The sequence below is a fragment of the Sphingomonas hylomeconis genome, from assembly GCF_025370105.1.
GTDB classification, from domain to species: Bacteria; Pseudomonadota; Alphaproteobacteria; order Sphingomonadales; family Sphingomonadaceae; genus Sphingomonas; species Sphingomonas hylomeconis.
This window is the reverse complement of the sequence record NZ_JANQBK010000005.1, coordinates 149,502-169,509: the sequence shown is the minus strand read 5'-3', so window position 1 is coordinate 169,509 and position 20,008 is coordinate 149,502. Positions and strand designations below refer to the sequence as shown.

Here is a 20,008-nt window from a genome sequence, read left to right as displayed (position 1 = left end):
GTATGCAACCGCTTTCATCGAAACTATTCGTGATGCAAGCATAAATTAGGAGCCGGGAACGATGGTGCGCGCACTGACTACGATGATCGCCTTGGCGGCGCTATCCGCTGGAACATGGTCGTTCGCGCAACAGACCAGTCCTAGCTCGGCGGTACGTTCGTTGCCGGGTGGAGCGCGCTGGGCTGCGGCACTCCCGCCGAAGTGGCACGGCACCTTGCTGCTTTACAGCCGCGGCTATTCCCCCGCCGCCGGCGTGCCCGATGTCGCACCGAAACCGCTGCAGCAACTGCTGCTAGATGCCGGTTATGCGCTCGCAGGGTCGGATTACGGCGCGGGCGGCTGGTCGTTGGAGGAAGCCGTGCCGGCGCAACGCGCCACCATTGCCGCCTTCGCGCGCGTCTACGGCAAACCCACACGGGTTATCGCCTGGGGCAGTTCGATGGGAGGGCTGGTCACCACCGCGCTGGCCGAACAGCCGCATCCGGCAGTCGACGGCGCCCTGCCGATGTGCGCGTCGATCGGTGGCGCCGTGGGGATGATGAACATGGCGCTTGATGGCGCCTATGCCTTTCGCACGCTGGTGGCGCCCGATGCCGGGATCCGACTGGTCGGCATTGACGACGATCGCGTCAATTCGAAGCGTGTTGCGGACGCGGTCGCGATCGCAATGCGGACCCCGCAAGGGCGCGCCCGCACGGTTCTCGCCGGCGTGCTGGGGGGAATCCCGGGCTGGACCAGTGCGGATAAGCCCCAACCGGCGTCTGGCGATTATGAGCTCCAGGCTGATGAGATCGGCCGCAGCTTTGCCATGGGCGTCTTCCTGCCGCGGCAGGATCAGGAGCGGCGCACCGGCGGCATCTTTTCGTGGAATACGAATGTCGAGTATCGCGCGCAGCTCGCACGGTCCGGCCGCCGCCCGATCGTCGCAGCGCTGTACCGCAAGGCTGGACTCGATCTTGACGCGGACCTGGCCCGGCTCGCCCTGGGCGAGCGGGTTGCCGCCGAGCCGCGCGCCGTCGAATATATGATGCAGCATTATACCCCCAATGCCCGTCCGACCGTGCCATTGCTGGCGGTGCAGATGATCGGCGACGGACTGACCTCGCCATCCATGCAGCGCGGCTATGTCGAGGCGGCGCGGGGACGCGATGTCAGGAGCGCTTATGTCCGCGGCGCCGGCCATTGCACGTTCATGCCCGAGGTCACGCTGGCCGCGATCCGCTACCTCGAAGCGCGGCTGTCGCAGCGCCGTTGGGGCAAAGCGCCGGCGATATTCGTCCGCTATACCCCGCCGCCGATGTTGCGCCCGTGCGTGCGGGGAAAGACGTGCAACTGAGTGGTGAGCGGCTTAATCGAACCGTGTGACCAGCGAATTGCCGGCGCAAGCGCTTTCACGCGCTCTCACGCGCGATCACACGGAAACCCACATCGATTCGCGTCTCGATCTTTTCGCCTGCCGCCCGCGCGCGTAGCACGCGCAACACCTCGCGCGCGATCCTCGCACCGTCGATATCGACCGAGGTAATCGTCGGGCGCATGTCGCCGGCCATGCGCAAATTGCCGAAGCCGGTCACGGCGAGCTGATCGGGTACGCGGATCCCCGCCGCCTGCGCCTCTACGATCAGGCCCTGCGCGATCCAGTCCGACCCGCACACCACCACGTCGGGCCGTTCGGGCAGATCGTCGAGGGCGCGATAGCTCAACCGGCCCTGACCGAAATGGCTCGGCACGTTGACATCGAGCCGGGTCGGCTCGGCCCCGCCGTCGTGCATCCAGCGTTCGGCGAACCCCTTGGCGCGACGTTCCGAGCGCGACGAGCGCGGTACCACCATATGGGGTCGACGATAGCCGCGACCGCGCAGGAACCGCGCCATTTCCGCGCCCGCCGCGCTGTGCGAAAACCCCACCGCCACGTCGATTGGATCCTCGGGCAGGCCCCAGGTCTCGATCACCGTCACCGGATTGGCGCGGAGCCGCGCCCGCGTCTCGGCATCGGAAACGATCCCGGTGAGGATGATCGCATCAACCCGCCGCGCCAGTGCCATGTTGATTTCGGCGTGCAGCCGATGATTGTCCGGTCCGGTCAGGGCGAGCACCACGCTGCTGCCATCGCTCGCCAGTTCCTCGATCATTGCCTCGACAGTGTCGTTGAAGATCGAGGCGGCGATATCCGGCACCAGCGCCGCAATCAGCCGTGAGCGGCTCCCCGCCAGCGCCCCTGCATTGAGATTGGGTACATAGTTGACCGCCTGGATCGCCGCGCGGATCCGCACGGCCGTCGCCTCGGCTACCATGTCGGGATTGTTGAGGAAGCGCGAGACGGTCGCGGCGGAGACGCCGGCGTGCGCGGCAACATCGTCCAGTCGCGGTGCTCTTGTTCCCATCGCCTCCCTATGGCGCAGACCACGAACCGATGCAAAAAATTGCGTTGCAAGCGCTTGCATAGAACTGTAGCAACATTGTTATGGCACATGACTTCGATCCGCTCGCACCCGAAACCTTCGACAGCGCGAACGCTGATTATGCGCGGCTGCGCGCCGAGTGTCCGGTGGCGCACAGCGATGCCTGGGGCGGATTCTGGGCGCTGATGAAGCATGCCGATGTCGCCGAGGCAGCGGGGGACTGGAAGACGTTCATCACCTCGCAGCAGAATGTGATCCCGAAGGTGGCGTTCACCGGGCGTCGCCCGCCGCTACATCTCGATCCGCCGGAGCATACGCCGTACCGCCGCGCTCTCGCACCATTGTTTACCGAGCGCCGCATTGCCCGGCTCGAACCGATCATCCGCACCATTTGCCGTGACCTGCTGGCAACGATGCGGCGGGCAGGGGGCGGTGATGTCGTCGCCGATTATGGCGCGCATATGCCGATCGCCACGTTCGCACACTGGATGAACCTCTCCGCCGCGGCGGTCGCGGAGCTGACCGCCGTCGGCCAGCGGTACAATATCGCCGTTCAGTTCGCCGATATGGACGCGACGAAGGAATCGAGCCTGGTGCTGTACGACATGGCCCGCGCCATCGTCGCCGATCGGCGCGCTAATCCGATGTCGGTGGACGAGGATGCCACCAGCGCGCTGCTCGCCGTGCGCGTCGATGGCGAGCCACTGCCGGAGGAACTGATCGTCGGCACCATCCGCCAGGTGCTGGTCGTCGGGATCATCGCCCCCAGCGTGCTGCTCGGTTCGATTGCGGTCCATCTCAGCCGCGATCCGACGTTGCAGTCCGAACTGCGCGCAGACCCATCTTTGATCCCGGCCGCGGTCGACGAATTCTTGCGGCTTTACACACCGTATCGCGGCTTCGCCCGTACCGCGGTCGAGGATGTCGTGATCCGTGGCTGCCCGATCCCGGCCGGCGAGCCGATCGCGTTGGTGTACGCCTCGGCCAATCGCGATGCCGATGTGTTCGATGATCCCGAGACGTTCAAGATCGATCGCCCGAACATGAAGGATTCGCTGGCGTTCGGGCGTGGGCCGCACACATGCATTGGTGCCGGTCTCGCCAAGCTCGAACTGGTCGTTGCGGTCGAAGAGCTGCTTGCGGCAGCACCCGGTTTCACGCTGACCGCCGAGCCCCGCCCGACACGCTTCCCCGAAATCGGCGCGTTGACCGCTCCCATCGCGTTCGAGTCCGCGGCATGAGCCACGTTTTTCTGGCCGTTGGCGATCTCGCGATGGACCGCGAGGTCTATGACGAAAGCTTCGCCGCGACAGGCAACGTGCTGCGGGCCGCCGACATCACCTTCGGCCAGATCGAGACGAGTTTCGCTGATAGCGGCGTGCGCCTGCCGCAGGCGCGCCATGCCGTACTGGCCCGGCCCGATGGGGCTGCAGCGCTCGGTCGGGCCGGTTTTGATATCGTTTCGCTGGCCGGCAACCATGTGCTTGATTGGGGCAACGACGCGTTCTTCGAGACGCAGGCCAATCTGCACGCCGCCGGCGTGAAGACGGTTGGCGCCGGCGCCACGATCGTGGAGGCGCGCCGACCGGTTCTTTTCACGCTTGGCGACGGGACTACCGTGGCCGTCCTCGCTTATTGCAGCATCCTGCCGCAGGCCTATTGGGCCGACGAGCGACGACCCGGCTGCACGCCGATGCGCGCCTTCACCGTCTACGAGCAAGTCGAGCACGATCAGCCCGGCACGCCGGCACGCATCCATACCTATCCGCATCGCGACGATCTCGCGGCGATGGAAGCCGACATCCGCGCCGCCAAGGCACAGGCCGACGTGGTGATCGTCTCACAACATTGGGGCATCCACTTCGTCCGCGCGACGATCGCCGATTATCAGCGAGACGTCGCTCGTGCCGCGATCGCCGCCGGGGCGGACGCTATCCTGGGCGGGCATGCGCACATCCTCAAAGGATGCGAGATGATCGACGGCAAGCCGGTTTTCTACTCGCTGTGCAACTTCGCCACCGACCTGCGCATGGACCCTGTCCATGCCGCGTCCAAGAGCTTCAACGAGATCCGTGTTCTGGCTGAGGAATGGGAGCCCGATTTCGACAGCCTGTACAATTTCCCCGCCGCTTCGCGGCTGTCGATTATCGCGCGGCTCGAGATTGCCGACGGTCGCATCGTCCGCTCGGGGTTGCTGCCGCTCTACATCGATCGCGACGCCGTGCCGCGCCTCGTCGAGCCGGGCAGCGCACATCATGCAGACGTCGTCGACTATATGGCCGCCGTGACGACGGAAGCAGGGCTGAACACCCGATACACCGTGACATCGGACATGGTCGAACTCGGAGAGCGGGCATGAGCCGCTGGGAACGCTTCCCGCTGGAAGGCTATGTCCTTCTCTATTTCCTGGCCTATCTGCCCAACGTGATCATCACCAAGCTGGTCACCAGCACGCCGCATCCCGGGCTCGGCCGCCCGCTGACCGGGCTCGAGACGCTGCCTGCCTCGCTGATCATCAGCACCCTGCTGACCTATCTTTTCATCTGGGGCTCAGGCTGGCACCGCGATGCCAATGCCGTGCAGATCGCCGGCGCGCGCGTGCCGGTGCCGACCAAATATACGTTGCTGTCGGGGCTCGGCACGGCATTGGTGCTGTTCACCGTGCCGCTGTCCTTCACCTTCGAAGGCGTGTCGATCCCGTTCATCCAGTTGCTGATGCGCGGCGATATCCTGCTCATCGCGCCGCTGGTCGATCTGATGTTCGGCCGCAAGGTGCGTTGGTGGAGCTGGGCGGCGCTGGTAATGGTGCTGGTCGCGTTGGTCATCACGTTGTTCGATCGCGGCGGCTTCGATCTACCCCCGCTCGCGATTCTTACCGTCGTCCTCTACACGGTCGGCTACTTCATTCGCCTCGCGGTGATGACCAAGGTGTCCAAAACCGGCGAGCCGGCCTCGGTCCGGAGGTATTTCGTCGAAGAGAAGGTCATCGCGCTGCCACTGTCGGTGGCTGTCCTGGCAGCGATCTCGGCCTCGGGCATCGGCACGCAATCGGGGGCGCTCGGCTGGGGTTTCCTGTCGGTATGGAGCGATCCGGTGATCGTGCCGCTGTTCTTCATCGGGCTGACTCTGACCATCATCTCGGTCTTTGCCGTCATCATCCTGCTTGATGCCCGCGAGAATGCGTATTGCGTGCCGCTGGAGCGCGCCGCCAGCCTGGTCGCCGGTGTCGGCGGATCGGTGCTGCTCGCGTGGTTCTGGGGGCTGCGCATGCCGCGCCCGGCCGAGCTGGTCGGCGCCGCGATCCTGATCGGCGCCATCGTGCTGCTGTCACTAGCCCCACGTTTTTCACGACGCCTCGCTCCGGCACGCGCCGAGACTGTTTGAGTACACCGTCCAGCCCAGCCGCGAGATCAAGCGGCAGGCGTTCATTGGGAGAGAGATTATGACAACGATCCAGGCGCGCCGCGCCTCCTGGCTGGCCAAGGCCGCGCTCGGCGCGCTCGCCATCGGCCTCGCAATTCCGGCCAACGCACAGACCGCCGAGGAAGTCCCCGAAACCGAGCAGGCAACGGCCAGCCCGGCCGAGCAAGGTGCGCCCGATACGCAAGCGACCGAGGACATCATCGTCACCGGCAGCCGCATTCGCGGCGTCGCGCCGGTGGGCTCGAACGTCATCTCGATCGATCAGGCGAAGATCGCGCAGGAGCCGGTAACCTCGACCAACGATCTGCTGCGGCGCGTACCACAGGTCGTCTCGCTAGGCGCGAACCGCGCCGGCGGTTCGGCGCAGAACGGCGCGGCCAATGCGACGCGCGGCGCCGGCATCAATCTGCGCGGGCTCAGCACCAACGCGACGTTGTTGCTCTATGACGGTCGCCGCCTCCCGCCGCAGGGCACGCAGGGCCAGTTTACCGATCCGTCCGTGCTGCCGTCGATCGCGCTCGGCCGCGTCGAGGTCGTCGCCGACGGCGCTTCGGCCATCTACGGCTCCGATGCCATTGCCGGCGTCGTCAACTTTATCCTGCGCAAGGATCTCGACGGTATCGAAGGTCGAGCACGCTACGGTTTTACCGACAGCAATTACGACGAGAAACAGGCCGCACTGATCGCCGGCAAGAAGTGGGACGGCGGCTATGCCATGCTGGCGGGCGAATATACCGCCAACGCCGCATTGTACGGCAGTGATCTGGATTTCTACCAGAACGACAATCGCGATCGCGGCGGCCGCGATCTGCGCGTCACCAATTGCGATCCGGGCACGATCACCGTCGGCGGCGGCACCTATGCCATCCCCACCGGCGGGGTTACCTCGGCCAATGTCGGTTCGCTCGTGCGCGGCACGGCTAACCGCTGCTTTTACGGCGGGCTCGATCCGGTGATCGCCGAACAGCAGCGCTACAGCGTTACCGGCGCCTTTGGGCAGGAGATCACCGACGGCATCCGCGTGTTTGCCGACGGGTTCTACTCGTATCGCAAGGGCAAGCTGGCGATCAATCCGACGATCAACGCCACGGTGCGCAACACCAATCCGTTCTTCGTCAGCCCGGTGGCCGGGGCGACCTCGGTGCAGGTGGCCTATTCGCTCGTTCCCACGATCGGCCTGCAATATAATCCGTTCCATTCCGAATCCTGGAACGTGTCCGGCGGGGTGGAAGCCAAGCTGTTCAGCGACTTCAAGGGTACCGTATATTACGCGCATGGCGAGTCCGAGGAAGTCGCCGATCGTCGTTATTCGGGCGTCAATGCCGGCGCCCTGGCCGCGGCGCTCGCCGATACCAACCCGGCGACCGCGCTGAACCTGTTCGGTGGTCCGAACAATCCGGCGACGATCGCGCGTATTACCGACAACCTATTCGTCATCACCGGCCGCACCCGGCTCGACGTCATCAATGGGCAGGTCGATGGATCGCTGTTCGCATTGCCCGGCGGCAATGTGCGGATCGCCCTCGGCGGCGAGCATCGCGTCGAATATACCTATAGCGATCTGCTGACGGGGCAGGCGGCCACGCCGGTCAGCGTCAACGACGCCGGGAGCCGCACCGTCAACGCCGCCTTCGGCGAATTGTTCGTGCCCGTCGTGGGATCGGCCAATGCGATGAGCGGGATCGAGCAACTCACGCTGTCGCTGGCGCTGCGCTACGAACATTACAGCGATTTCGGCAGCACCACCAATCCCAAGTTCGGCCTGACCTACAAGCCGTTCCAGGGACTGACCTTGCGCGGCAGCTATGGCACGTCATTCCGCGCCCCGACCTTCGCCGAAAAGTCCACCGTTGCGGGTGGCGCCGGCCTGTATTTCGATACGCTGCCGGGCGCGGCGGGCAACCAGATCGGCATCGGCATTGCCGGCGGCAACCCCAATCTCAAACCGGAGACGGCCAAGACCTGGTCGTTCGGCGTCGAAGCCGCCCCTGTCGAAATTCCGGGCTTGCGCGCCAGCGTGACCTATTTTCGCATCAACTATACCGATCAGATCCAGGCGCTGCGCGGCACCGCCGGTCTGCTGACAAGCCCGCTCTATGCGAGCTTCGTACAGTTGAACCCGAGCGCCGCGACGATCGCTGCTCTGGTCGGTTCGGGCTTGCCGATCAACGCCGCGATCGATCAGTCGCAAGTCACGTTCATCGCCGATGGGCGTCGCCAGAACCTCGGAACGACGCTTTTGCGCGGGCTCGATTTCGGGCTCAACTATGACTGGAATATGGGCGACGTGCGGCTCGATGCCGGCATCCAGGGCACGTACATCCTGGATTACCGCTTCGAGGCGGTGCCGGGCTCCGGACTGCGCGATGTGCTCGACACGTTCGGCTTCGCGCAGAAGTTCCGCACCCAGGCGGATGTCGGCATGCAGTGGGGAGGGTTGCGCTCGCGCTTCACCTGGAACCACCTGAATGGCTACGACAATAATACCGTCGCCCCGATCCAGGCAGTCGGGAATTACGACACGTTCGACCTGTCGGTCGGCTATGCGTTCAACGATCACCTCACGCTCACCGGCGACGTGCGCAACTTGTTCGACGAGAACCCGCCGTTCGTCGATACCGCCGGTGGCTATGACCCGCAGTCGGCCAATCCCGTGCCGCGCATCTTCTCGGTCACCGCGCAGGTGAAGTTCTGATGCTGGGCGCGGCGGCCGCGGCCTGCGCCGCGCTCGCCGGGCCGGTATCGACCCCGGCGCCGGCCGGCGTGACGATCGTCCAGGCGACGATGGTCACGCCGGCACCGGTATGGAGCCCGGTCACCACCGGCTTTTATAAGCCGGTGCCGGTGCAGGTGCCGCTGTGCCGCGTCGAAGGTACGATCGAGGGCAATATCGGCTTTGAACTGTGGTTGCCGACTGATTGGAACGGCCGGCTTCTGGGGGCAGGCGTGGGCGGCGATGCCGGCGTGTTCAACTACGCCGATATGAGCCGTCGGATCGCGCAGGGCTTCGCCACGGTCACCACCGATGGCGGCCACAAGACCACGCAGGCGCGCTGGATGTCGGATCGCAAGGCGCGGGTGGATTACGAACATCGCGCGACGCATCTGACCGCGCAGGCGGCCAAGGCAATCGCGCGGCGTTTCTATCAGCGCGGCGTCGACAAGAGTTATTATCTCGGCTGTTCGGGTGGCGGGCGGCAGGCGCTGAAGGAAATGCAGAACTATCCCGGCGACTATGACGGCGTGATCGCCGGTGCGCCGGGGCCGTACATGCCGCTGCAATCGGTGCGCATGATGTGGGGCGCGCTGCTGCAGAAGCACCGTCCGGCGGGCGCGCTCGCCGATGGCGATTGGGCGCTCTACGAGCGCCGCGCCACGGCTGCCTGCGATAGCAATGACGGCGTCGCCGACGGCATCATCGCCGATCCGTTGCGCTGTAGCTTCAAGATCAGCACGCTGGCGTGCAGGCCGGGCCAGACGAAGGATTGCCTCTCGGCGCCGAAGCTCGCCATGCTGGAGACGATCGTCCGGCCGATGCCCGACGAGCAGGGCAGGGCGATGGACTGGGGCCTGTATCCCGGCGTGCGCACCCGGCCGGGCCCGCCCTCGCCACTGCTGCGTGCGATGTGGGCCGACGGCGTGTACAACGATCCGAACTGGAACGAGGACGGCTTTCGCCGCAGCGCCGATCTCGCCACCGCCAATCGCATGATGCCCGAGTTGCGCGCGGACAAGACGGCGATCGCGCCATTCCTCCGCGCCGGCGGCAAGGCGATCCTCTATCAGGGCTGGGCCGATCCCTCGACCAATGCCGGCCCGACGCTCAATTACTATACCAAGCTGGCCGGGGCGCAGGGGGGCATTGACCGCCTCGACGATGCGGTGCGCCTGTTCATGGTGCCGGGCATGTACCATTGCGCCGGCGGCCCCGGCGCCGATGCGTTCGGCGGCTCTGGCCATCCCGCCGAGACGACCGATCCGGCGCGCGACGTGCTATGGGCGCTGATCCGCTGGGTCGAGCAGGGCCGGGCGCCCGAACGCCTTATTGCCGCCAAGCACGACGCCGACACGGTCCGCTTCACCCGCGCGCTGTGCCCGTTTCCGCAAGCCGCACGCTACGATGGTCACGGTCCGACCGGCCAGGCCAGCGCGTATCGCTGCCAGACCGATCCCGACTTGCTGCGGCTCCTGAGCGCCAAATGACCGCGCGCCGTCAGTCCGCTGCGGCGGGCTGACGGCGAATGCCGATCAGCGCCACCGCCGCGACCGCCGAGCCCAGGCTCATCAATACCGCGACGCTGTCGAGCATATAGCCGGCGGCGAACAGCAACCCGGCCAGCGCCGGCGCCAGCGCAGACCCGCCACGCCCGATGCCGATCACGAAGCCCGTCGCCGTCGCGCGCAGCCGCGTCGGGAAAGTCCGTGCAAGCAGGGCATAGAGGCCGACCACGCCAGCATTGGTGGCGAAGCCTGCCGCCGCCGCGATCAGCGACAGGCCCTGCAGATCGCTTTGCCCGCGCCCGAACGCGATCACCAGCGCAACAGATGCGATCATCGCGCCGATCGTCAGCCCCAGCAGCCGCACCCGTGCCGTAAGTAGCCCGAGGAGCAAGGAGCCAGACGCCCCGCCCACGCTGGCCCAGACGAGCACGCCTGCTGCGGCGGCCGGTGCGAAGCCCATGTCGACGACGATCTTGGGGATCCATTTGAGGATGAAATAGAAGGTCATGATGTGCATCAGATAGGCAAGCGTCAGTAAGATCGTCGCCCGCGCCATGCCCGGCGCGAAGAGCTCCGCCGCGGATGCCCGACCGGCCTTGGCCTCGGGCGCCGGCAGCGTGTCGATCGTCGGATGCCCCATGCGCTTCAGCACCGCATTGATCCGCGCGAGGGCATCGGGCGGGCGCTTGTGCATCAGGAAGCTGATCGATTCGGGCGCGAACCACAGCACCAGCGGTACGAAGCAGAGCGTCGCGATCGCACCGAATACGAACACGGATTGCCAGCCATAGCTCCCGAGCAACACTGCCGAAATCGACCCGCCGACGATCGTGCCGACCGGATAGCCGCCCGCCATCAGCACCACGGCCAGCGCACGGCGCTGGCCATTGGCGGCTTCGGCCACCGCGGCATTCGTCGCCGCCAGCATGCCGCCGATCCCGAACCCGGTGAGCACGCGCCACGCCGACAATGTTACCACGCCATCGGCGGTGGCCGCCCCGAGCATGCCGGCCGCCATCAGCACCAGGCAGCCAAGGATCGTGGCACGGCGTCCGACGCGGTCGGCGACGCCGCCCAGCACCAGCGAGCCGATCGCCATGCCGATCAGTTCCATCGACAGCACCAGCCCTAGTGCAGCGCGGTCGATCCCCCAGTCGGCAGCGATCCCGGGCGAGGCGAAGCTGATCGACAGCACGTCGAAACCGTCGAGCGCATTGAGCCCCACCATCACGGCCACGACGCCCCATTGGAACCGGGACATGGGGGAGCGGTCGATGAGCGTCCGTGGGTCTTCTTTCGTCATTGCATTCTCCCAGTCCACACGATCGGCAATCTTGTTATAACAAGCAACTAATTAGCGGGCTTCTTCAGAAAATTTGGATCAGGCGGCCAGCTGGTATCACCTCCGGTGGATGAGCGGCCGGCTTGCGGGTCGCGCGCGCAAGATTGCACCGGAGACGCGACCACACGGATCCACCAGAAACCCGCGCAGGTCTGATACGAGATGCCTTGCCCCAGGAGAGGGCTTCCGGATACGGCACCCGGATAACGGCATAGCCCGGGGCGGCGGTCAGACCCCGCAAGGATCGCGGTGTCGACGAAACCACGCCAGCGCCGCGACCATCGCCGCAACCGGTACCGCCAGCAGCAGGATCGTCGAGCCGGGCAGAAGCGCCGATGCCGCCAAACCGATCAACACCGGGCTGCAGACGGCGCTGATCCGGCCGACGCCCAATGCCAGCGCAAGCCCTGTCGCTCTCGCTGCGGCCGGATATAATGAAGTGGCGGTGGCCACGGCGACCTTCTGTATCCCGCCCACACCGGTGCCCGCGATCAGGGCGGTGGCAACGATCAATGCGGCATTGCCGGCGTCGACCGACAGCGCCAATGCGACGATGCCCAGCAACGTCAGCACGCCGACGGCAATCAGCGCAGGCAACAAGCCGATATAGCGCGTCGCCACGATCGCCGGCACGGCGGCGAGGCTGGCGCCGATCCCGAACATCGCCGTGGCCATCGCAGCGGTTTCGAACGGCTGACCGGCACGCTGGATCAGCACCGGCATCCACCCCTGCAACACATAGAACAAGCCCAAACCGACGCTGAATACGCCCCATAGCAGCATGGTCACGGTGCGGTCGTCGCGGAGAACCGCGGTCACCGCCGCAAACGGCGCAGGGTGCGTCACGGCGGCCCGTCGCCGCGGCAGGGTGTGCCATAGCCAGGGCGCCAGCAGCAGCGCACAGGCGGCACCCAGCGCGAAGGTCGTCCGCCACTGGAGAGGCGGAGCGATCGATCCATTGACGATCGCGACGGCGACGAAGCCGAGCGGGAACGCGGTGTAGACGATGATCACACGCCCGGCCTGCCACCGCGCGCTGCCCGCCGTGCTGGCCGCGGCAACCGCCGCGGGTATCGCCGCGCCGATCGCCAGCCCGGTCAGCGCGCGCGTCACGAGCATGATTTCGACCGACGTCGCCAATGCCGACAGCGCCAGCGTCGCCGCCAGCGCAAGGCAACCGGCCGCCGCAGGCCAGCGCGGTCCGAGCGCATCGGCCAGCGGCGCGAGTACGAGATAGCCGGCCATCTGGCCCAGCATCGTCGCCGACAGCAGCACGCCCAACATCCGCGTATCCAGCGCCCATGCCCGTTCCAGGGCGGGCAGCGCGAAGCTCAGCGACTGGAGCGCGAAACCACTGACGAACAGCAACGCAGCGCACAGCAGCACGATGCGCCCCGGCCCAATATCCACGGCCTCGGTTCGGCCGGGTTGCGTTGCCAATCTGCCCTCCCGGGGGCCCGGCGCCGTCGATCGCTCCGACGGGAACGGCGCCGTGCCGCGTAGGGCGGTGGATACGCGCCCGGTTTAGGATTTGAAGTTCATGATCGTAGAGAAAAACAGATTGTCCCGATACCCCGCCGAGCGGAGGACGTGACCGGCTTCGACGTAATTGACCTGCCCGACGATCGTCACATGCGGGTCGATCGCCCACGCCGCATTGCCGCGATAGATGGTCGCGACCTGCTTGCCGTCGACCGATTGCGTGCCGACATAGGGCTGTGAATTGCCTCGATAGACCGCATCGCGCTCGTTGGGACGCCAGTAGAAGCCGGCCTCCGCGCCCAGGCGCAGTTTCTTGGTCGCCTGCACCGACGCGGTCGGCGCGATTCCCATCAAATTGATCGCGCCGACATAATTGTCGTCGCTGAACATGATCGTCGCATTGTAGAGAAAGTTGAAGGAGTTGACCGTGCCGCTGGTGTCGTAATTGCCGCCGCCCGATGCATAATCGGCGTGGAACCCGATCCGCGCCGCGCGCGGCCCGGACGAGAGCGCGATGCTCTGATTGCTGGACGCGGCCCAGGCGTTCACGCGGCGCGTGCCGAAACGGCCATCCTGCTTCATGCCCGTCCAGTCGAAATCGACCCGGCCAACATGCCCCCACAGCCGCGCGCCATAGGTCTCGCGCCGCTCGCTGCCGGAAAGGCGCGCGAGCGTGCGGGCGCTACCCTCGAAGTGGAAGAAGAACGGATCGAAGAAGACGGTGGATTTCAGTCCACCGATCGGTTGGTCCGTCACCACGGCGCTGGCATTGATCCCGGTCAGGCGCTCGCCATTGGCCGTACCATCGTCGAACGTGCCGATGCCCTGTTCCGTCGGGGTGAAATGGACTGCGGTGAAGCGGAAGCGATCCCAGTCCATCGACACCCGCGCGCCGTTCATCGAGACGCGGATATTGGGGTTTTCGCGTGGGCTGATGATGAAGCGCGGGCCATCGAAGAATTCCTGGCGGCCCAGCATGATACGGGCCTTGCCGTCAGCCACGGGCACCTGCACCTCGGCGAACAGTTCCTGGACGATCAGATCGTTCTGCTGGATCGCAATGTGCGGACTTTCGTTGCGCCCGAAGATCTGCGCCGACTGGATCTGGCCATAGAGTCGCAACGCCGGCCCGATGTGCAGGTCAGCCCCCACCGCGGTACGCAACATGAATTCATGCCGGTCGGTCGCATCGTTGAGACCGGGCCGTGACGAAAAGTTGAAGCGGCTTCGCTGGTCGCCGCTCAGCGTCAGGAACGTGTCACCATCCTCGCTCAGCGGGATGTATTTGAGCGCCGAGAAGCGATCGCGTTTCGCCTTGGGCGAGGCCAGGAAGCGCCAGTCTTCGGCGTGGCGGATCAAATAGAAGAGCGGGCCGATCTTGGGCCCGCGCCCCGCCGCCTCTGACGGATAAGGCGACGCCGGCGTGGTGCCGCTCGGCACTGCCTTGGTCTCGGCGGGCAGCGCGTCGATCGGCAGCGGCGCGTTCTGCGTCGTCACCGTGGCCGGTGCATCCTGGGCGGACGCCGTTCCGGACGCAGCGAGCCACAGCGCGCCGCCGATGACGTAGCGCGCACGCCGCGGGTAAAGATGGTGCATGATCAACCCAGCGGAATTTCGAGCAGGTCGCGGCCGACTACGATCTCGCCCTTGTAGTGCTTGGCGACCTCATCGCGCCACATCGCGTCCGTGATCCAGTCCATGTCGCCAGGGACGAAATGGCTCAGCACCAGTTTCTTGACCTTCGCGCGCGTGGCGATCTGTCCGACCTGTTCCGCCGTGGTATGGCTTTCGATGATATGGTTGCGGAACGCCGGCGAGCCATTGGCGCGCTTGACCAGCGCATCGACGCCGGGAACGTACAGCACCTCGTGCACCAGTACGTCGGCGCCGCGCGCGAAATCCGCAAGCGCGGGATTGTAGGCAGTATCACCCGAATAGACCACGCTGCCGTAGGGCGTATCGAATCGATAGGCGAGATTCTTGAGCGGGGGATGCGGCGTGGTGAACGCCGATACGCGGACCCGCGCGTCCTGCATGACCGGCCCAGCGGTGCGCGTGAAATCCTTGGCCAGGAGAAATTTTGCCGGATCCGCTTTGCCTTCGTCCGCCATGCGCGTGGCGACATCGAGCCGGTTGAGCCGCCAATAGTCCGCTGCCATCGCTTCCAGCCCGACCGGGCCATAGGCTTGGACCGGTTGGCGCAGCGCGCCGGCGGCCCACATGTTGTAGACGAGGTTGCCAAATTCGAGCTCGTGATCGGAATGCATGTGCGAAATGAAGATCGCGCGGATGCTGCCGAGATCGATCCCCGCCTTCACGATCTGCGCGGTCACGCCCATCCCGGTATCGATCACATAGGCCTGGCCGTCGACGATCAGGGCATTGGCAGGATTGGATCGCGTGCCGCCGACGCGGGGGCCGCCCTTCGTGCCCAGCAGGACGAGCTTCGCGCCCTTGCTGTCAGGCTTCACGGCTGGATTGACGGGCGCCGCCTGCATCGCCTGCGCACCGTGGGCAGCGAGAAGTCCCGACGCCGACACGGCCATGCCCATCCCGATCAGGCTGCGACGGTTCATCTGCCAAGGTTGATTTCGCCCGTTCATCGTCCGTCTCCTGCAACGCACTCCCTCGGAGTTGCGGCCTGCTGACTAACGGCTGTCGTCCGCAATCGCAACTAGAATGCGAACCGTATTCTGTTTTCGCATGGGTGGACATCGGATGAAAGTTGGGAAATGCATAACCATGACGGAGAGCGGAAACAGCGAAAACGAAGGACTGGAACGTGCGGGCGTCTTGCCTGCGCAACAGTCGCGCAGTCGTGCATTACGGGATCGTCTCATTGCCGAAGGGATGCGGCTCGCGCGGGCGAGACCGTTCCAGGACGTCGCTATCGCCGATCTGTGCGCCGCCGCCAAGTGCTCGACGGGAGCCTTCTATGCCCGATTTCCCGATAAGCTGACGTTGCTCAAGGCGGTGATGGTGTCCGCTGCAGCCGAATCCCGGCCGTTGTTCGAGGCCATCGTCAACGGTTCGCCGTTCGATCAGATTATACGCGATCTGGTCGCCGCGCAGGTCGCAAGATTTCAAGCGTACGAGACGTTCTACCGCTCCGCCTTCAAAGTCAGTCTGGACGATGGCGCCGCGTGGACGCCATTCCGACAAAATGCCAGCGGTCTTGCCAACTGCTATATTTCCCGGCTTCGATCAGAACCATCGATCGACGGTGTGTCGATCGATGAAGACAAGGTCCGGTTCGCATTCCAGATCATGTACGCGATGCTCAACAACACCATCCTCAACCGACCAGGACCGTTCCATCTGCCCGATCCCGAGTTCGCGATGCTACTAGAGGCATCGATGATTGCCGCCATGGGCATCCACTTTCCTGACGAAGCAAAGGGCTGAAATTGCGCGAAGTTCATCTCCGGGGCGCATAGCTGTGGGAAGTCCGACGAGTATTTGCGGACTGCCGACGCGGATATTGTACGGCTACCGGCAGCACCGCAGTGGAGTATTCCCCGCTGGCCGCAGTAGCGTGCGACCCCGCCGCCTGTCGCCGCCACGCTTCATCGAGATGTCATTGAAATGATGGTGGACGCACTTGGGCTCGAACCAAGGACCCGCTGATTAAGAGCCGCTTAATCTGCGTGTAATAACAATCACTTAGCTGCATTCGTGCTCAAGGATAGTAACAAATGGCGACGGCGTACGACAAGAGGGGTCATCGTTTTACGCCACATGTTCGTACCCAGGGTCGCCAATTCAGGCCCGTTCATCACATATGTCGTTTGGGGTGGGGCTGCTGAAACTGAACGTTACAGGCGCGGTGATGATCGACATTCCTCCCCGCTAATCGACCGTTGCCGCGCGCTGCATCCGTATGTGCGGGTCCAGATCATGGCCGAAGATCGGCCTGCAAACTTGACCGCCGCTGTGTGCGATGCCGGGATACGCTACCCTCGGCGATCGCGTCCTGCTCGGCGCCGGGCCGGAAAAGCAGGGCGGGGGCGCCGGACTCCTCGGCGACCAGTTGCAGCCCCTTCGAGGCAGTCGGGGAATATTCGCCGACCTCACCGGCGGCGCCGCTCAGGCCGGGCACGCGCAGGCACACCTCCATCGGCAGCAGCGGTGTGGCGCTGGCCCCTTTCGACATAAGCGATGCGGTCGGGGTGGGGCCCGGCGACATGGAGCGCAGGCGCGAACAGGCTGCGCCAGCGCCAGCACGAGAAGATCGGCCCCTCGAAACCCGCCAGCAGGCCGGCCAGGGATATGGTCGCGCTGGCGTCGTCGGCGAGATAGTGGCTGCCGAGTACCTCATGCAGCGCGCCGGCGACGATGCCACCGCCGGGCAGGACGCGGTCGATGGCGACCACACCGAACGGCAGGCAATCGCGGCGCATTGAGCGCGCCAAGATGCGTGGCGGGGAACCGGCCTTGGACGCACGGCACCGTCTTTTGGGTTGCAGGGGGCAAGCCCGTTGTGCTTCGACACGTCATGGATTTGCCAGTCGACCCCGTAATGACCAAGATCAACGCGGTCCCGGACACGTCCCGCTATTCGATATCCGGGCTGACGGTTGCCGCCGACCTGGAAATCCCCGGCGCCGTGGCGCTCACGGATGTCTGGCAAACCGCCGATGTCACGATCGCGTCAGGTGCGCTTCCGGACAGGCTTGATGGCGCAACGGGCGGACCGAATTGGCAGATGACGAAGACGGCTTTCCTGATAGTAGTGCCCGGGATTATTCGTATGCTGGTCTCGAACGGTGCGGACATCCGCTACGCGCTGATCGGCGATACAGCGATCGAAGACGCCGTGGCATTTTTGAGCGGCACCGGTTTCGGCATCCTTTTGCACCAGCGCGAGCGCATCCTGCTGCACGCCAGTGCGGTGCGCGTGGGCAACCGCGCAGTGCTGTTTTGCGGCGCCTCGGGCGCGGGAAAATCGACGCTGGCAGGGGCGCTGGTGACGGCAGGATACGATCTCGTTTCGGACGATTTCTGCGCGATATCGATCGATGCAAAGGGCGTATCGCACGTTGCCCCCGATGGCAGACAACTCAAACTGTGGCGCAACGCGATCGATCGACTGGCCCTGGAGGAGCGACGCAGGGCACCGGTTCGATCGATGCTCGAGAAATTCTATGTCGAGCCGCGCGCGGCTACTGCGTGTCCGCTGCAATTGGGTGCCGTCTATATGCTGCGTGAGCAGCGCGCCACGCTTGCCCCCGGGATCGCCCGGCCGAGTATTGTCGATGGGACGCTGATGGTGCGCGGCAATGCCTACCGCCCGGCGATCGTGCGGCGCATGGCGCAGCAAAAGCTGTATTTCGATGCTAGCGCGTCGATCTGCCAGCATGCAGGGATCTATACTCTGACGCGACCGATGGCTTTTCACGACCTTCCCGTGACAATCGATTGGCTGGAAGCACATTGGCGCGACATTGGATTGCTGACCCGCGCCGCATGAACAAAATCTGGCTCGCTTCCTATCCCAAGTCCGGCAACACGTGGTTTCGCCTGCTGATCGCCAATCTGCGTCGTGATTCACCCGTCGATATAAACGATCTACCCCACTCCGGCGGTATGGCCAGCGCCCGCGCACGTTTCGATACCGTCATGATGTTCCCCTCGGGGCTGTTGACGCATGCGGAATGCGATCGGTCGCGCCCCGATTACTACCGTGCGACCGCGTCGATGCGCCGCGAAGAGGGACCGGACGATCGACAGGACACGGCGATCGACAACGTCCAGTTCAGCAAGGTGCACGACGCCTATACCCAGACGAGCCTGGGTGAGCCGCTGCTCGGCGGTCCATCCGCCGCCAGCGGCGCGATTCTGATCGTGCGCGATCCACGCGATGTCGCATCGTCGCTGGCCAATCATGGCGGCTGGTCGATCGACGACGCGATCGACTTTATGGCGTCGCCGGATTCCGGCTTCTGCAACCGGACCGACCGTCAGCCGAACCAGCTGCGTCAGCAATTAGGCGGATGGTCCCGCTATCACGCCGGCTGGCTGACGCAAGGCGACCTGCCAGTGCACAGGGTCCGGTACGAGGATTTGCAGGAAGACACGGCAGCTACTCTTCGTGGGGCGTTGGAGTTCGCCGGCGTGACGGTGACGGCGTCCGAGATCGCACGCGCGGTGGACTTTGCTGCGTTCGACGAATTGCGCGGGCAGGAGGACCGTAGCGGCGGCTTCCGGGAAGCGCCGCGACCGCACGGCGCCGCGAGCTTTTTCCGTCGCGGCGTGGCGGGAGGGTGGCATGACGAACTGACACGGGCCCAGCGGGAACGGATCGAATTGGACCATGGCGGGATGCTGGCAGGGCTCGGTTACACCTGGTGACGGAGCCACGGCCAGACGGTTCGAGCGCGGTCGCTGCGGGGTGCGGCGAACTTGACAGATGTTCCCTGCATCGTGCTAGAAAAGCGCAAATTAATCGCCGGAAGTAACGGTGGAGGGGCCGCATCATGTCGAATCAAGACAACGCCACAGTCGAGCTGTCGGGTAAACCATTGAAGCCGTGGATCACACCCGACGTGGTAGCGACGCGCGAGACTGAATCGCAGACCACCTTGGGCACGGACGCCGTGAGCTCGATGGGCTACGCTTATGGTTCTTGACCTGTTGCCGGCATGCAGGTGCTGTTTGCCGCTTCAGGGAAGGGCGACATAACGCGCCTGGGATCTAAACCGGTTTTAAGTCGTCGGACCCGCGCTGATACGACGGCGGACGGAGCATCGGGACCGCCGTCATCCGACGGCAATCGCGCCATACGCTGCCATCTTCTTGACAAAGGCATCCACTTCGGCGCGGCAGACATCCGGTGCCACGTCGAATTCGGTGCGTAACGCGGCGCACACCACCTCGATCTCGGCCGGTTGCTCGATCAGTTCCCAGATCCGCGCGCCGACCGCATTCATGCCAAGATACAGGCATTGCTCGATATTGATCATCATGATCTCGTCGGCGACCTTGGCACTGGCCCAGTCGCCGGTCCGGTAAATCATCATCGCTTCCTCGGGTCGGTCGAATGAGTGCCCGATCATAGGGGTGAACGACGGCCACCGAAAGCGCCAAGCGCGCAGGTCGCTGCCGAACAGCGGAGGAAGCCGGGATGCTGACCAGCCAT

Annotated in this window: 16 protein-coding genes; 9 read left to right on the top strand and 7 right to left on the bottom strand. The window is 65.0% G+C overall.

All coding sequences use genetic code 11. The features are described 5' to 3' along the window. Positions 1-61 precede the first annotated feature (61 nt). The gene (locus NV401_RS09730) at positions 62-1,336 is read left to right on the top strand and encodes an alpha/beta hydrolase (RefSeq protein WP_261294218.1); all 1,275 of its coding nucleotides are present in this window, start codon (positions 62-64) and stop codon (positions 1,334-1,336) included. Between the two features lie 55 nt (positions 1,337-1,391). Here NV401_RS09730 and NV401_RS09725 read toward each other — a convergent pair whose 3' ends face one another. Then, a complete protein-coding gene (locus tag NV401_RS09725) occupies positions 1,392-2,384 on the bottom strand; it encodes a LacI family DNA-binding transcriptional regulator (RefSeq protein ID WP_261294217.1) in 993 nt (330 codons plus the stop codon). An 80-nt stretch (positions 2,385-2,464) separates the two neighbouring features. Here NV401_RS09725 and NV401_RS09720 point away from each other — a divergent pair, with 80 nt between their 5' ends. From NV401_RS09720 to NV401_RS09700, 5 genes are read left to right on the top strand one after another with little or no spacing between them, the layout of a single operon-like run. Next, entirely contained in the window at positions 2,465-3,643 is a 1,179-nt protein-coding gene (locus NV401_RS09720; protein ID WP_261294216.1) for a cytochrome P450, read from the top strand. Continuing rightward, entirely contained in the window at positions 3,640-4,761 is a 1,122-nt protein-coding gene (locus NV401_RS09715) for a CapA family protein (RefSeq protein ID WP_261294215.1), read from the top strand. The genes NV401_RS09720 and NV401_RS09715 overlap by 4 nt, the downstream gene beginning before the upstream one ends. Next, the gene (locus NV401_RS09710) at positions 4,758-5,786 is read left to right on the top strand and encodes a hypothetical protein (protein ID WP_261294214.1); all 1,029 of its coding nucleotides are present in this window, start codon (positions 4,758-4,760) and stop codon (positions 5,784-5,786) included. Before NV401_RS09715 ends, NV401_RS09710 begins: the two co-directional genes overlap by 4 nt. 58 nt (positions 5,787-5,844) lie before the next feature. Continuing rightward, the gene (locus NV401_RS09705; protein ID WP_261294213.1) at positions 5,845-8,520 is read left to right on the top strand and encodes a TonB-dependent receptor; all 2,676 of its coding nucleotides are present in this window, start codon (positions 5,845-5,847) and stop codon (positions 8,518-8,520) included. Then, positions 8,520-10,028, top strand: a complete 1,509-nt coding sequence (locus NV401_RS09700; RefSeq protein ID WP_261294212.1) for a tannase/feruloyl esterase family alpha/beta hydrolase — start codon at positions 8,520-8,522, stop codon at positions 10,026-10,028. The genes NV401_RS09705 and NV401_RS09700 overlap by 1 nt, the downstream gene beginning before the upstream one ends. A gap of 10 nt (positions 10,029-10,038) precedes the next feature. On the opposite strand, the gene NV401_RS09695 is transcribed toward NV401_RS09700, so the two are convergent. The 4 genes from NV401_RS09695 to NV401_RS09680 form a co-directional block, all read right to left on the bottom strand. Beyond that, entirely contained in the window at positions 10,039-11,307 is a 1,269-nt protein-coding gene (locus NV401_RS09695) for an MFS transporter (protein ID WP_261294211.1), read from the bottom strand. A 309-nt stretch (positions 11,308-11,616) separates the two neighbouring features. After that, positions 11,617-12,828: an MFS transporter gene (locus tag NV401_RS09690; protein ID WP_261294210.1), complete on the bottom strand. Its 1,212-nt coding sequence runs from the start codon at positions 12,826-12,828 to the stop codon at positions 11,617-11,619. An 84-nt stretch (positions 12,829-12,912) separates the two neighbouring features. Then, positions 12,913-14,466 (bottom strand): alginate export family protein, encoded by a 1,554-nt coding sequence (locus NV401_RS09685; RefSeq protein WP_261294209.1) that lies wholly within the window; start codon positions 14,464-14,466, stop codon positions 12,913-12,915. A 2-nt stretch (positions 14,467-14,468) separates the two neighbouring features. Continuing rightward, a complete protein-coding gene (locus tag NV401_RS09680) occupies positions 14,469-15,446 on the bottom strand; it encodes an MBL fold metallo-hydrolase (protein ID WP_261294208.1) in 978 nt (325 codons plus the stop codon). A 103-nt stretch (positions 15,447-15,549) separates the two neighbouring features. On the opposite strand from NV401_RS09680, the gene NV401_RS09675 reads away from it, so the two are divergent. Beyond that, on the top strand, positions 15,550-16,275 hold the full coding sequence (locus tag NV401_RS09675; protein ID WP_261294207.1) for a TetR/AcrR family transcriptional regulator: 726 nt from the start codon (positions 15,550-15,552) through the stop codon (positions 16,273-16,275). A 665-nt stretch (positions 16,276-16,940) separates the two neighbouring features. Here NV401_RS09675 and NV401_RS09670 read toward each other — a convergent pair. Then, positions 16,941-17,270, bottom strand: a complete 330-nt coding sequence (locus NV401_RS09670; protein WP_261294206.1) for a hypothetical protein — start codon at positions 17,268-17,270, stop codon at positions 16,941-16,943. Between the two features lie 119 nt (positions 17,271-17,389). On the opposite strand from NV401_RS09670, the gene NV401_RS09665 reads away from it, so the two are divergent. Together NV401_RS09665 and NV401_RS09660 are read left to right on the top strand one after the other, a co-directional pair. After that, entirely contained in the window at positions 17,390-18,340 is a 951-nt protein-coding gene (locus tag NV401_RS09665) for an HPr kinase/phosphorylase (RefSeq protein WP_261294205.1), read from the top strand. Continuing rightward, on the top strand, positions 18,337-19,221 hold the full coding sequence (locus tag NV401_RS09660; protein WP_261294204.1) for a sulfotransferase domain-containing protein: 885 nt from the start codon (positions 18,337-18,339) through the stop codon (positions 19,219-19,221). Before NV401_RS09665 ends, NV401_RS09660 begins: the two co-directional genes overlap by 4 nt. 407 nt (positions 19,222-19,628) lie before the next feature. On the opposite strand, the gene NV401_RS09655 is transcribed toward NV401_RS09660, so the two are convergent. Beyond that, positions 19,629-19,886: a PqqD family protein gene (locus NV401_RS09655; RefSeq protein WP_261294203.1), complete on the bottom strand. Its 258-nt coding sequence runs from the start codon at positions 19,884-19,886 to the stop codon at positions 19,629-19,631. Between the last annotated feature and the right edge of the window lie 122 nt (positions 19,887-20,008).